Source organism: Xenorhabdus sp. PB61.4 (genome assembly GCF_963894935.1).
Classification (GTDB): Bacteria; Pseudomonadota; Gammaproteobacteria; order Enterobacterales; family Enterobacteriaceae; genus Xenorhabdus; species Xenorhabdus stockiae.
Map to the genome: position 1 here is coordinate 1 of NZ_CAWQJR010000162.1, position 13040 is coordinate 13040.

Annotated in this window: 13 protein-coding genes; 6 read left to right on the plus strand and 7 right to left on the minus strand. The window is 43.8% G+C overall.

Annotation, left to right across the window (positions count from 1 at the left end; genetic code table 11):
• Nucleotides 1-97 precede the first annotated feature (97 nt).
• The 4 genes from AACX68_RS11315 to rfaD form a co-directional block, all read right to left on the minus strand.
• Nucleotides 98-883, minus strand: coding sequence for a glycosyltransferase family 2 protein (locus AACX68_RS11315; RefSeq protein WP_228857960.1), 786 nt, complete (start codon nt 881-883; stop codon nt 98-100).
• A gap of 169 nt (nt 884-1052) precedes the next feature.
• Nucleotides 1053-2030, minus strand: coding sequence for a lipopolysaccharide heptosyltransferase RfaC (gene rfaC / locus AACX68_RS11320; RefSeq protein WP_228857961.1), 978 nt, complete (start codon nt 2028-2030; stop codon nt 1053-1055).
• A complete protein-coding gene (rfaF, locus tag AACX68_RS11325) occupies nt 2030-3082 on the minus strand; it encodes an ADP-heptose--LPS heptosyltransferase RfaF (protein ID WP_228857962.1) in 1053 nt (350 codons plus the stop codon). The genes rfaC and rfaF overlap by 1 nt, the downstream gene beginning before the upstream one ends.
• Before the next feature lie 9 nt (nt 3083-3091).
• Nucleotides 3092-4030: an ADP-glyceromanno-heptose 6-epimerase gene (rfaD, locus tag AACX68_RS11330; RefSeq protein ID WP_228857963.1), complete on the minus strand. Its 939-nt coding sequence runs from the start codon at nt 4028-4030 to the stop codon at nt 3092-3094.
• Between the two features lie 242 nt (nt 4031-4272).
• Here rfaD and kbl point away from each other — a divergent pair, with 242 nt between their 5' ends.
• The gene (gene kbl / locus AACX68_RS11335; protein ID WP_099120923.1) at nt 4273-5469 is read left to right on the plus strand and encodes a glycine C-acetyltransferase; all 1197 of its coding nucleotides are present in this window, start codon (nt 4273-4275) and stop codon (nt 5467-5469) included.
• A gap of 9 nt (nt 5470-5478) precedes the next feature.
• Nucleotides 5479-6504 (plus strand): L-threonine 3-dehydrogenase, encoded by a 1026-nt coding sequence (gene tdh / locus AACX68_RS11340; protein ID WP_228857964.1) that lies wholly within the window; start codon nt 5479-5481, stop codon nt 6502-6504.
• A gap of 36 nt (nt 6505-6540) precedes the next feature.
• Here tdh and AACX68_RS11345 read toward each other — a convergent pair whose 3' ends face one another.
• Nucleotides 6541-7575 (minus strand): divergent polysaccharide deacetylase family protein, encoded by a 1035-nt coding sequence (locus tag AACX68_RS11345; RefSeq protein WP_228858017.1) that lies wholly within the window; start codon nt 7573-7575, stop codon nt 6541-6543.
• A gap of 66 nt (nt 7576-7641) precedes the next feature.
• Complete coding sequence (gene envC / locus AACX68_RS11350) at nt 7642-8949, minus strand: murein hydrolase activator EnvC (protein WP_228857965.1); 1308 nt, start codon at nt 8947-8949, stop codon at nt 7642-7644.
• Nucleotides 8950-9327: 378 nt separating this feature from the next.
• On the opposite strand from envC, the gene AACX68_RS11355 reads away from it, so the two are divergent.
• The 4 genes from AACX68_RS11355 (at nt 9328) to cysE (ending at nt 12313) form a co-directional block, all read left to right on the plus strand.
• Entirely contained in the window at nt 9328-9765 is a 438-nt protein-coding gene (locus AACX68_RS11355) for a rhodanese-like domain-containing protein (protein WP_099110004.1), read from the plus strand.
• Nucleotides 9766-9843: 78 nt separating this feature from the next.
• Nucleotides 9844-10314 (plus strand): protein-export chaperone SecB, encoded by a 471-nt coding sequence (gene secB / locus AACX68_RS11360; RefSeq protein ID WP_099120919.1) that lies wholly within the window; start codon nt 9844-9846, stop codon nt 10312-10314.
• Nucleotides 10314-11333: an NAD(P)H-dependent glycerol-3-phosphate dehydrogenase gene (gene gpsA, locus AACX68_RS11365; protein ID WP_228857966.1), complete on the plus strand. Its 1020-nt coding sequence runs from the start codon at nt 10314-10316 to the stop codon at nt 11331-11333. Before secB ends, gpsA begins: the two co-directional genes overlap by 1 nt.
• Before the next feature lie 158 nt (nt 11334-11491).
• A complete protein-coding gene (cysE, locus tag AACX68_RS11370) occupies nt 11492-12313 on the plus strand; it encodes a serine O-acetyltransferase (RefSeq protein ID WP_228858018.1) in 822 nt (273 codons plus the stop codon).
• A gap of 193 nt (nt 12314-12506) precedes the next feature.
• Here the strand turns inward: cysE and trmL are convergent, their stop codons facing one another.
• Nucleotides 12507-13013, minus strand: coding sequence for a tRNA (uridine(34)/cytosine(34)/5-carboxymethylaminomethyluridine(34)-2'-O)-methyltransferase TrmL (gene trmL, locus AACX68_RS11375; protein ID WP_228857967.1), 507 nt, complete (start codon nt 13011-13013; stop codon nt 12507-12509).
• Between the last annotated feature and the right edge of the window lie 27 nt (nt 13014-13040).

The window sequence follows — 13040 nt, forward strand, 5'->3', positions numbered from 1 at the left end:
ATGTTGGTTTTTCATTAAGAAATAACTAGTATTATAGTTCTAATAAGATAATAATTCAAGTTCCTTTTAAAGAAGCTTGAATTATTAGAGTGAAAAGTTATTTCATAATGATTAAAGCAATAAAGGATAATATGCAACCCGAAATAAATCCTAGTGAAAAGTATTTTATTTTCTTTCTTTTTTTGTTTTTATTACGGAGGATATCATTTTTATTAATGACATGTTGATTCCAGCCAATGTGTTTTGTAGCACTACTCTTTAATATAACAGCATACATTCCTTCTTCATAATATAGTTTCGAAATATGTGCCTCTGCTTTGTCGAAATCTTTCCCAACATAGTAAGGTGCTATTCTTAAGTAATCACTTTTTCTACGTAAACCAGGATTAAAGCTAAATCCCTTCCAAGTTTCATCATTGCTTTCTAACACAGAGAAATCAACTCCAGAGATTGATTGTGGATTAGAAGGATAATGAAAAGGATAGTTAATCTTTATATCTTTATTAAAATCACGTAACCATACTTGCAGAATATCATGTTTTTTTTCAAGGAGTATGCGTGAATCTTCGATGAAATTATCTCTATAAAAAAGCCAATCATCTTCGCAGTGGAAAATATATTTTGTATCTACTTTTTCATAAGCTAAATCAATAGATTTTATTTGTCCTAGTTTAGGTCTATTTATTATTATCTCGCAGTGGGGTTGCCAATTTTTTGGTATTACATCTAGAATTTTTTCATTCCCTGAATCTTCTGTAATTATTATTTTTTTAATAGGATAAGTATTATGCTTATCCAATGATTGCAGTGTACTTGTTAGGAGAGAAAATCTTCCACAACTTGTGATAACTATAGTAACATCACTTTTATCTGAAAAAATCATATATATACCTAATTTAATTTTTAGAAAATGAGTACAGTTTATTAAACTGATCATCATATTATTTTTGAATAATAACGTAATCGGAATTTTTATAAAAGGGTATAAATTTAAAATGAAATACAATATTGAATCTTACATTTGAGTATAAAGTTGGTGTGAGACATTCCCGTTAGGAAAGATCCTCTTTTAGCACATCCTGCAAGAACAGCATGACCTCTGATGGTTTAATACTCTTCATCGTATTATCTTTTGACTTCAGAGCGTGCTGTTCTTTCCCATAGCCGCCTATCAAGCCGGGGTCTGTTGGGCCGAATAGTGTAATATTCGGACGATCAAGTGCTGCGGTAAGATGACTCAATCCGGTATCAACAGAAACAACAGCTTTCGCGCTGGCAATAACTCGTGCGACTTCTGCTAGTGTCAGTTTTGGTAATACTTCAACATGGGAAAAACCCTCTGCTAGCCGTAATGCTCGTTGGTGTTCATGTTCTGCTCCCCAGGGAAGTTTGATTTTCAGACCAGTAGGCTGAATTTCTGCAATAAGTTGCCGCCAGTGTTCTTCCGGCCAGTGCTTCTCATCACGAGTAGTCGCGTGCAGGAAGACAAGATAACTATTTTTACCTTCAGTTTGCTGAGTCAGAAAATGGCGGGCAATAGCGTAGTCGCCAGAATCTACCGGTTTTTGATAACCCAGGCTGTCTGCAAACAATTCACGAATGCGTTCTACGGCATGTTGCTGCTTGCTCACTGAGTAACGCTGATCGTAGAAAAAAATGGCAAGTGGTTCACGAACGCTTTTTCTGTCATAGCCATGTTTTATACCATGCGCCAATCGTGTCACGAAAAAAGCACTTTTTAACAGGCCCTGAGCATCAATAATTGCATCATATTGTTGTTGCTGTAACTGCTCTCTGAAACGTGTCCGTTCTTCACAGATATCTTTCCTGAACCAGTTTTTTCTCCAACGACGAATAGCGACCGGAATAACAGTTTCAACTGCATTGTGCCATGTGGGAATTTGGGCAAAGCCTTCTTCAACGACCCAGTCAAATTTAATATTCGGTATGTGTTTTTTGGCATCTGTTAATGCAGGCAAGGTATGTAACACATCACCCATTGAAGAGGTTTTTACCAGTAAAACACGCATTAACGCTGGTTCTCCGCCTGTAAGAGTTTTTCCAGTGAGGTCAAAACCAGCTCTGGCTGAATATCAATAAGACTCTGGTGGTAGCCACCATCACTGTCACCTTTTCTGATCTTGTGATAGCCGGTAATCAGGCGGATCACTTCAGCTTTATCTGACAGAGGGGGCGTGAAATCAGGGCTGCTTGGGCCATATAGCGCTACCAGCGGGCGGTTCAGGGCTGCCGCGACATGCATTAAACCTGAATCATTGGTAACAATCGCATCACAGGCTGCGATAATGTTCACCGCTTGTTCAAGGGAAGTCTTGCCTGCAAGGTTCAGGCACTGTTTGCGGGCTTCTTCACTCAAAAGTGCGCGGATATCCTCACCGGCTTCATTGTCTTTAGCGGAGCCAAACAGCAGTATCTGATAGCCTTTTTGGGTGATCAGCTGTTCAGCAAGTGCCGCGTAATGATAATGGGGCCAGCGTTTCGCTGGGCCAAATTCTGCACCGGGACAAAAACCGATAACGGGGCGATGATCGTCGATATTAAACGCGGCGGTTGATTCTGCAATATCTTGCTCACTGACAGCCAATTGAGGCCACAATAGAGGATGAGAAAGATCTTCAGCACTGCGTACAGCTTTCCCGTCATATGCAAGAGCAACATAGCGCTGAACCATAAGCGGAAAAGCACTTTTATTCAGAGTGCGGATATCATTCAGAAAACCATAGCGCATTTCACCACGCCAGCCTGTACGCAAAGGGATATTGGCGAAGAAAGGCACCAAAGCAGATTTAAACGAATTAGGGAGGACGTAAGCACGATCATATTTACGTTCACGCAGTGCTACCCCAAGACGGCGGCGCTCACCGAGGGCAAGTGCCCCATGCCCCAGAGGCATTGCCAGAGCCCGAGTAACCTCCGGCATTTTTGCCAGTAATGGACGACACCATTCCGGCGCCATCACATCAATTTCTGCATTTGGGTACAAAGCCTTCAAGGTACGGTAGAGGCTTTGTGACATCATCATATCACCCACCCATGATGGGCCGATCACCAATATCTTCATAAAGGTCGATTAATTATCCTGATTAAGCCATTGCATATATTCGGTAACACCTTCAGCAACGGTTTTGAATGATTTGTCATAACCTGCAGCACGAAGTTTTGTCAGATCAGCCTGAGTGAAGCTCTGATAACGACCCTTTAATTTTTCCGGAAATTCAATGTATTCCACGGATGGAGACTTTTCTTTATGGAACTCGGTAACAGCATCAGCAACAGCCTGGAAAGATTCGGCACGCCCAGTTCCGCAGTTAAAAATACCAGAAACGCTGTTCTTCCAGAACCACAGGTTCACCGCCGCAACATCACCAACATAAATAAAATCCCGGCGGAAATGCTCGCTGCCTGCAAATAATTTTGGATTCTGGCCTTGATTAATCTGTGTATTTAAATGGAAGGCGACACTGGCCATGCTGCCTTTATGTCCTTCACGTGGCCCGTAAACATTGAAATAGCGGAAACCACAAATTTGAGAGTCTGCATGTGGCAGAATATCACGGACATACTGATCAAACAGGAATTTTGAGTAGCCATACACATTAAGAGGTTTTTCGTACTGGCGCTCTTCAATAAAATTGTCACTACGACCACCATAAGTGGCGGCAGAAGAGGCATACAGGAATGGGATCTGTCGCTCAAGGCAGTAATGCAGTACATCTTTAGAGTACTGATAATTATTGTCCATCATATATTTGCCATCCCACTCAGTTGTGGAAGAGCAGGCACCTTCATGGAAAATAGCATCAATATCGCCTAGATCATCACCTGCAACGATGCTGGCAATGAAATCTTCTTTATCCATATAATCTGCGATATCCAGATCAACAAGATTGGCGAATTTTGTGCCATCTTTCAGATTATCAACAACCAGAATATCTCTGTAGCCTTCGTCATTCAGTGCTTTGACAATATTGCTGCCAATAAATCCTGCGCCGCCAGTGACAATAATCATTTGGCCCACCTCTAAATAGTCAGTTCGCTTTACTTTGGTGCGTATCATATCACTTAACCCTACTGACGACAGCTGCTGATATAGGGGAATATCCTGAAATCCTGTAACATCTCAGTTTTCAGGCCGTGATCCGCTTTACAAACTTGATATTATCTCTTTCTCTCTGTCGTCACTGGCGATATCTATAAGTAGAATACATTGTGCATTATTACTTCATTTATTCAGGTAATCAGGAGAGAAAGATGTCAGCTTCGTTTTATCAGAAAATTAATGAGCAGTTGGAACAAACCCGCGCGGAAGGGTTGTTCAAAAGTGAACGTATTATTACCTCTGCACAAGATGCAGATATCGCCGTTGCTGATGGTAACAATGTCATTAATTTCTGTGCCAATAACTACTTAGGGTTGGCGAATCACCCTGACCTGATCGCGGCTGCAAAAGCAGGAATGGATAGCCATGGTTTTGGCATGGCATCTGTCCGTTTCATTTGTGGTACGCAGGATTCTCACAAAGAATTAGAAAATAAAATCGCTGAATTTTTAGGCTTTGAAGATGCCATTCTGTACTCTTCATGTTTTGATGCAAACGGCGGTTTGTTCGAAACGTTATTCGGGCCAGAAGACGCGATTATCTCAGATGCACTGAACCATGCTTCCATCATTGATGGTATTCGTTTGTGCAAAGCAAAACGTTATCGTTATGCCAATAATAATATGCAGGAACTCAGGGCGCAGCTGGAGAAAGCAAAAGCAGAAGGTGCACAGAATATCCTGATTGCAACTGACGGTGTGTTCTCAATGGATGGCGTGATTGCCGATCTGAAATCTATCTGTGATTTGGCGGATGAATTTGGCGCACTGGTCATGGTTGATGATTCTCACGCAGTAGGGTTTGTTGGCAAGCATGGCCGTGGTACTCATGAATACTGTGACGTCATGGGACGTGTTGACATCATCACCGGTACACTCGGTAAAGCTTTGGGGGGCGCATCCGGTGGTTATACTGCCGCCCGTAAAGAGGTTGTAGAGTGGTTGCGTCAGCGTTCACGCCCTTACTTGTTCTCCAATTCTCTTGCTCCTTCTATTGTTGCCGCATCTATCAAAGTTCTGGATATGCTGAAAGACGGAGACGAACTACGCGAGCGCCTCTGGAGAAACGCTAATTTGTTCCGTGAAAAAATGACAGCGGCTGGTTTTACTCTGGCTGGAGCTGATCATGCCATCATTCCTGTCATGTTAGGGGATGCAAAACTAGCGCAGGAATTTGCCGCCGAGCTGTTAAAAGAAGGTATCTATGTGATTGGCTTCTTCTATCCGGTCGTGCCGAAAGGCCAGGCGCGCATTCGTACCCAGATCTCAGCCGCCCATACCAAAGAACAAATTGAACATGTAGTGGATGCATTTACACGTATCGGTAAGCAATTGAATATTATTGCATAAGGTATCACTATGAAAGCGTTGTCAAAATTAAAGCCAGAAGAAGGGATTTGGATGACGGAAGTGCCCACACCGGAATTGGGCCACAATGATGTGATGATTAAAATCCGTAAAACCGCAATCTGCGGGACGGATGTGCATATCTATAATTGGGATGAGTGGTCCCAGAAAACTATTCCGGTGCCAATGGTCGTCGGGCACGAATATGTGGGGAAAGTGGTCGCAATTGGTCAGGAAGTCAAAGGCTTCAAGATTGGTGACCGCGTATCCGGAGAAGGCCATATTACTTGTGGTTATTGTCGTAACTGCCGCGGCGGACGTACTCACTTGTGCCGCAATACAACTGGAGTCGGGGTAAATCGTCCCGGTTCATTTGCGGAATATCTGGTTATTCCGGCATTTAATGCCTTCAAAATTCCCGACAATATCTCTGACGAACTGGCTGCAATTTTTGACCCCTTTGGCAACGCTGTTCATACTGCTCTTTCTTTTGATTTAGTCGGAGAAGATGTACTGGTATCAGGTGCTGGGCCTATTGGCATCATGGCTGCGGCTGTGTGCAAGCATGTTGGCGCACGTCATGTTGTTATCACGGATGTGAATGAGTATCGCCTTGAACTGGCAAGGAAAATGGGTGTCACTCGTGCCGTGAATGTCAGTAAGGAAAATCTGACCGATGTTATGTCAGAACTGGGTATGACAGAAGGATTTGATATCGGCTTGGAAATGTCAGGAGCACCACCGGCTTTCCGTACCTTGCTTAATGCCATGAATCATGGTGGGCGTATTGCTTTATTGGGGATCCCACCTTCTGATATGGCGATTGACTGGAATCAGGTTATTTTCAAAGGGCTGTTTATTAAAGGTATCTACGGACGGGAAATGTTCGAAACATGGTACAAAATGGCGGCATTGATTCAGTCTGGTCTGGATCTGACTCCGATTATCACTCACCAGTTCTCAATAGATGATTATCAGAAAGGCTTTGACATCATGCGTTCAGGGCAATCTGGCAAAGTTATTCTGAATTGGGATTAGCTGAGAATCTCATATACAGATTAGTAAAATAAGTTGTTAAGAACCAGAACAGGTGCTGACCGTTTTATGAGCACCTGTTTTATTTTGTGTGGTCTTCTCTTTTATCCCTGCTTTATCTTGCAAGGAATTATCCTTCATAGCCTCTTCCTGTTGTGACTTTATTTGCTCAGTACTATGTAACTTTTCAAAGTGCTGTTGCAGGATATGAATGATTGCACTGGGAACTAATGTTTCTCCAACCATTTTGAGATATTGCACTCTGGATTCTGATGTTATTCCGGATTTAGTGTTGGATTTCTGAGAATTAATACACTCTTGTTCAGTCTGTTTATCTGGCCTAGCGTGGTTGAGCAATTTGCTGGGAGCTACCAGTTCAATATCATCTGGTAATGTTGCTAATCCTTGCCGTAATGCACGAATAGTTGTTGGGTACGGGTGACCAATTGCGATAGCGGACCCTTGTTTACGAGCCAGAGCAATAGCACGATTGAGTTGATGCAGAGTTTCTGCTTCTGTCTGAACATTATCCAGAAAGACATTCCGGCGGAGTATCTGTACAGGCGTTCCTATCGATGCTTTAGAAACCTGAGTGCTGCCAATGGTTACACTATCCAGAAAATAGAGATGATATTGAGATAGGGCACCCATGACTTTTTTCATACCGCTAAGATTAGAAGTCATTGCGCTGCCCATATGGTTATTCATACCAGTCGCATAGGGCACTTTCTGTATGGCATCGTGAATAATGGCTTCAATCTCCTCTTTATTCATCGAAGGGTGCAGGGTATTTTTTTCCAACGGTTGTTTGCTAAGAGGTAACATTGGCAGGTGAATTAAAATTTCCCGCCCTTGTTTGTGGGCTTTTTGTGCCATTTCCCTGCCATGTGGTGAGTCAGGCAATACTGCGATTGAGACTGCCGATGGCATTTGTAATATTTTGTTTTCATTGTGAAGGCGGTAGCCAAAATCATCAATGACAATAGCCAAACGCGCAGCATGAGCATTCAGAGTAAATGAAAGTACAAAAAGCGGTAATACTTTCCAGAACCGAATATGCGGAAAGCGAAGCATCCCAAATAATAGAGTGAATGAATGTAGGCATTGTATTAATAGATGCTGCACGATGGTTTCCCTCTATTATTTTCCTAACCACGGTAACGGATTAACGGCACGTCCCTGACGGCGAATTTCAAAGTACAGTGAAGGCTGTTGTTGCCCACCACTACTTCCTACCAGAGCAATCGGCTGACCGGCACGGACTTGTTGACCAACGCTGACCAGAGCACTCTGGTTGTACCCGTAAATACTCATATCTCCCTTGCCGTGTTCAACCACGACAACCAGACCATAGCCTTGTAACCAGTCGGCCAGTAATACTCGCCCATCTGAAATTGCTTTGACTTCCGTCCCTTCCGCTGCGGAGATAACAATACCTTTCCAGCGTAATTCGCCCTGTATTGTTTCCCCGAAACTGTGAATAACCCGACCACGAACAGGCCAGATCGCCTGCCCGGCAGGACGGCCAAGTCCACCCGTTCGTGCCATCAACGCACGTTCATCTTCTGTTGGTTTATAGCTGGAGCCTTTTTGTTGGGCTTGTTTTTGCTTAGCCGCAACTTGTGCACGAACACGTGCAGCTTCACGCGCTTCCCGTTCCGCGCGAGCCTTCGCTTCCCGTTCTGCTTTTGCAATTTTATTACGTAGGCGAGTTTCGTTTTGCCGAAGTTCAGCCAGACTCTGTTGATCTTTCTTCAATGCTGATTCGAGAGTTGTCAGCGTATTTTGCCGGGCTGTGCGGGCAATTTCCATTTTTTGTTTTTGTTGTTTTTGGCTGCTTAGTAGCGTTTGTTGCTCGTTTTGTTTGCCCTGTTGCAGTTTTTTTTGCTGATTCAGTTTATCTGTTGTTTCTTGGAGCTTAGTGATAGTCTCTTGGCGCGCCTGATTCAGGTAACTGTAATAAGCCAGTATACGTTCTTTGCGCTGAGCTTCTGGGCCATTCAGCAGTAATTCTAATCCTTGATGATTTCCTTGCCGGAATGTTGCATCCAACTGGCTGGCAAGCCGTTTGCGCTGTTCTTTTTGTTGCATTTGCAGGTGCTGAATATTTTTCGTCAGGGAGGTGATTTCATTCCCCAGTTTATTCAGGTGAAGCTGAGTGTTATGCAATGAACGACCGACTTCTGAAATTGTACTCTCTTGCTCCTTGAGCTGGCTGAGGAGTTCTGTGCGTTGTTTTTGCTGTTGTTTGACACTTTTCTCTTTTTCAGCAATATCCTGCTGAATATCTTTGAGCTGGTTTTTATTTTCTGAAATTTGATTGGCAAAGGTCCCTGAACAGAAAAAAGCAAGCAGCAGGGCACAGAACAGTAAAGCCCTGCTACTAAATTGCCACTGTTTTTGCTTCTTCCGAAAGTTAAAACTTTTGAAACCCTGATTATCAGCCATTTGATTCAGTACCTTTCCCCGCTCTACACTAACTATTTATAGTACTTGTCTATTATATGTCTGTTGTGCCCGATTATTTCATGTGAAATTGCCTCTGACCAGAGAGTAGACGGTTTTTTTATCTTCCCTAATCATAATCTAAATTTTAGTGAATTTAGCTCATTTATTATCGAAAATCCTCTATCTGACCAGTTTGGCATGAAATATTTTAGCGGAATATGGCAATCAAGTATTTCATGGAGATTTTTTATTTTTTCTCGAAACTCTCCGCAAAAACTGCATTAGGTTGATGCTAACTGGCTGTAATTGACACAACACACAGGTATACTCTGTTACCTTAAGATTTTTGTTATTAACTAATGGGAGTTGTTGCCCTCCATGCTGCAAGAAATCATGCAATTTATTAGCCGGAACACGATCCTGAGCCTCGTCTGGATTGCCCTGTTAGTGGCTGTTATCGTCCTGACACTAAAAAGTGTGTTCTCCAAGAGTAAAGATATCACTCGCGCACAGGTCATCCATTTCATCAATAAAGAAGATGGTATCGTCGTGGATTTACGCTCCCGTGACGATTTCCGCAGAGGGCATATCATTGGTTCTGTTAACCTGACTCCATCCGAGATTAAAGATAACAATCTGGGTGAGTTGGAAAAACACAAAAAGCAGCCTGTTATTGTTGTTTCTGCGAATGGTCTGGAATCGAAAACACCGGCAGAGAATCTGGTGAAAGCAGGCTTTGAACAAGTTTATACCCTGAAAGAGGGAATTGCCGGGTGGACAGGTGAAAACTTACCATTAGCCCGTGGCAAAAAGTAACGAATGTGAATGTAAGCAGTATACTTAGTACTTACATAATCTAGGTTTAATAAGGATATACAAAAGGTAAAAATTATTATGTCAGAACAAAACAACACAGAAATGGCTTTCCAGATCCAACGCGTATACACGAAAGACATTTCTTTCGAAGCCCCTAAAGCACCTCAGATTTTCCAAGAAGAATGGCAGCCGGAAGTTAAGCTGGATCTGGATACTGCTTCTAGTGAATTGGTTCAGGGAGTTTATGAAGTTGTTCTGCGTGTCACTGTTACGGCGACATTGGGAGAAGAAACTGCGTTCTTGTGTGAAGTTCAACAGGCTGGTATTTTCTCTGTTGATGGTATCGAAGGAACTCAACTGGCGCACTGCTTAGGTGCATACTGCCCGAACATTCTGTTCCCATATGCCCGTGAATGCATCACCAGCCTGGTAGGCCGTGGTACTTTCCCACAACTGAACCTGGCACCAGTAAACTTTGATGCTCTGTTCATGAATTACTTGCAGCAACAGTCTGATTCCCAGTCTGATGAGGCAACACAGGAAGCCTAATGAATACTGCTTCTATGACAGTTATCGGTGCCGGCTCATACGGCACCGCTTTAGCCATTACACTGGCCCGTAACGGGCATGATGTTGTGCTTTGGGGACATAACCCTGAACATGTCCGTGCTTTGCAGCAAGCCAGATGTAATCAGGCATTTTTACCGGATGTTTCTTTTCCTGATAGTTTACAGCTTGAAGCTGAGCTGAAGAATGCTATTTCAGCCAGCCGGAATATCCTGATCGTGGTTCCCAGCCATGTCTTCGGCGATGTTTTACAGCAGATAAAGCCTCATCTACAACCAGACTCCCGCATTGTTTGGGCTACTAAAGGCCTTGAAGCAGAAACGGGGCGTTTATTACAGGATGTGGCTCGTGAGATATTAGGCAATGAAATCCCGTTAGCGGTGGTGTCCGGCCCAACATTTGCGAAAGAACTGGCGGCAGGTTTACCAACAGCAATTGCAGTATCTGCGACAACACCTGAATTTGGCGAAGAGCTTCAGCAGCTTTTCCACTGTGGCAAAAGCTTCCGAGTATACAAAAATCCTGATTTTATCGGCGTGCAACTTGGTGGCGCAGTAAAAAACGTGATTGCTATTGGTGCCGGGATCTCTGATGGTATGGGCTTTGGAGCCAATGCTCGCACTGCATTGATAACTCGTGGTCTGGCTGAAATGAGCCGACTTGGTGTTGCGCTGGGGGCAGACCCTTCCACATTTATGGGCATGGCAGGATTGGGCGACTTAGTACTGACTTGTACGGATAATCAATCTCGTAACCGCCGTTTCGGAATGATGCTGGGGCAGGGGGTTAATGTTGATGCTGCACAGAGTGAAATCGGGCAGGTTGTTGAAGGTTATCGTAATACCAAAGAGGTTCGGGCACTAGCCAGACGAGTTGGGGTTGAAATGCCCATTACAGAGCAGATCTACCAGATACTATATCGTAACAAAAATGTACTTGAAGCAGCTCAGGCATTATTGGGAAGAGCGACAAGGGATGAAGGAGAAAATTCCCACATTTAAGTTACCCAAAATATCCATACATAACATACCCTATGGATTTCAAGCTGCATCGCTGCGGCAAGGGAATGACAAATTCGTCGGGAGTGAATGAGCGCAGCCAACAAAGAAACTACTTGAAAGACGACGGGTATAAAAACAATCACATGAGAATGATTGATATGTCTCGAGAAGAACTGAGAGAAGTTTGGGAAAATATAAAAAATGAGGCGAGGTCGCTGGCCGATTGTGAGCCTATGTTAGCCAGCTTTTTCCACGCAACACTACTTAAACATGAAAACCTTGGTAGTGCTTTAAGCTACATGCTGGCAAACAAGCTGGCGACACCAATCATGCCCGCGATTGCGGTCAGAGAAGTTGTTGAAGATGCTTATGGCAGTGAACCAAAGATGATCGAATCGGCAGCGAGTGATATCAAAGCCGTCCGGCTTCGTGACCCCGCCGTAGATAAATACTCCACCCCTCTGCTTTACCTGAAAGGTTTCCATGCACTACAGGGATATCGAATTGCACACTGGCTATGGAAGCAAGACCGCAAAGCGTTGGCCGTTTACATGCAAAACCAGATATCAGTTTCTTTTGGTGTGGATATTCATCCGGCTGCAAGAATTGGCTGTGGCATTATGCTTGACCACGCAACAGGCATTGTTATCGGTGAAACAGCAATTGTTGAGAATGATGTTTCTATCTTGCAATCGGTGACGCTTGGAGGAACAGGAAAAGCATGTGGAGATCGACACCCGAAAGTGCGTGAAGGCGTGATGATTGGTGCCGGAGCCAAGATCCTCGGCAATATCGAAATTGGTCGTGGTGCGAAAATTGGGGCAGGTTCAGTAGTGTTAAGGCCTGTTCCACCGCACACCACAGTTGCCGGTGTTCCAGCGCGGATTGTTGGTAAACCTGAAAGTGATAAGCCATCTCTGGATATGAACCAGCATTTTAATGGAATGAATAATGGGTTTGAGAATGGAGATGGGATTTAAAACCTATTCTCTTTTGATAGCACAGAATTAATAACACTCAGTGCTGTAAGGCGCTGAGTGCTTATACCCAATGGATTTCGAGTTGCATCGCGGCGGCAAGGGAACTCATCCCCGGGAGCATAGATAACTATGTGACCGGGATGAGTGAGTGCAGCCAACAAAGAGGCAGTTTGAAAGACAACGGGTATATGTATTAATCCCTTAATAAAGCACCCTGATAACCAAGTTGCCGCCATGCTTCAAATACGACTACTGCGACAGTATTAGAAAGATTCATGCTGCGGCTATCTGGCAGCATTGGAATTCTTATCTTCTGTTCGGGTGGCATGTTATCCAGCACGTAAGGCGGCAGACCACGAGTTTCTGGCCCAAACATCAGATAATCACCATCACGATAACTAACATTACTGTGTGCCGGGGTGCCTTTTGTTGTTAAAGCAAACAGGCGAGCTCCAGAAGGGGATTGTGAATTTACTGCACTTAACCCCTCACTCTCCAGAAATGCTTGGTAATCGTAATGTTGTTTGATATTGGCGAACTCGTGATAGTCCAGCCCTGCACGGCGCAGGCGTTTATCATCCCATGTGAAACCCAAAGGTTGGATTAAGTGGAGTTGACAGCCTGTGTTGGCACACAGGCGGATGATATTGCCCGTATTAGGCGGAATTTCTGGTTCGAATAGGACGATGTTTAGGGGCATGCGCAAATAGTCAGATTGAAGCTTAAA

Excerpts from the sequence above, each read along its gene's own strand:
- secB (WP_099120919.1), top strand. The coding sequence starts at position 9,844 with ATGTCAGAACAAAACAACACAGAAATGGCTTTCCAGATCCAACGCGTA.
- rfaF (WP_228857962.1), bottom strand. The coding sequence starts at position 3,082 with ATGAAGATATTGGTGATCGGCCCATCATGGGTGGGTGATATGATGATG.
- tdh (WP_228857964.1), top strand. The coding sequence starts at position 5,479 with ATGAAAGCGTTGTCAAAATTAAAGCCAGAAGAAGGGATTTGGATGACG.
- rfaD (WP_228857963.1), bottom strand. The coding sequence starts at position 4,030 with ATGATTATTGTCACTGGCGGCGCAGGATTTATTGGCAGCAATATTGTC.
- rfaC (WP_228857961.1), bottom strand. The coding sequence starts at position 2,030 with ATGCGTGTTTTACTGGTAAAAACCTCTTCAATGGGTGATGTGTTACAT.
- trmL (WP_228857967.1), bottom strand. The coding sequence starts at position 13,013 with ATGCCCCTAAACATCGTCCTATTCGAACCAGAAATTCCGCCTAATACG.
- AACX68_RS11355 (WP_099110004.1), top strand. The coding sequence starts at position 9,328 with ATGCTGCAAGAAATCATGCAATTTATTAGCCGGAACACGATCCTGAGC.
- AACX68_RS11345 (WP_228858017.1), bottom strand. The coding sequence starts at position 7,575 with ATGCTTCGCTTTCCGCATATTCGGTTCTGGAAAGTATTACCGCTTTTT.
- envC (WP_228857965.1), bottom strand. The coding sequence starts at position 8,949 with ATGGCTGATAATCAGGGTTTCAAAAGTTTTAACTTTCGGAAGAAGCAA.
- gpsA (WP_228857966.1), top strand. The coding sequence starts at position 10,314 with ATGAATACTGCTTCTATGACAGTTATCGGTGCCGGCTCATACGGCACC.
- AACX68_RS11315 (WP_228857960.1), bottom strand. The coding sequence starts at position 883 with ATGATTTTTTCAGATAAAAGTGATGTTACTATAGTTATCACAAGTTGT.
- cysE (WP_228858018.1), top strand. The coding sequence starts at position 11,492 with ATGTCTCGAGAAGAACTGAGAGAAGTTTGGGAAAATATAAAAAATGAG.
- kbl (WP_099120923.1), top strand. The coding sequence starts at position 4,273 with ATGTCAGCTTCGTTTTATCAGAAAATTAATGAGCAGTTGGAACAAACC.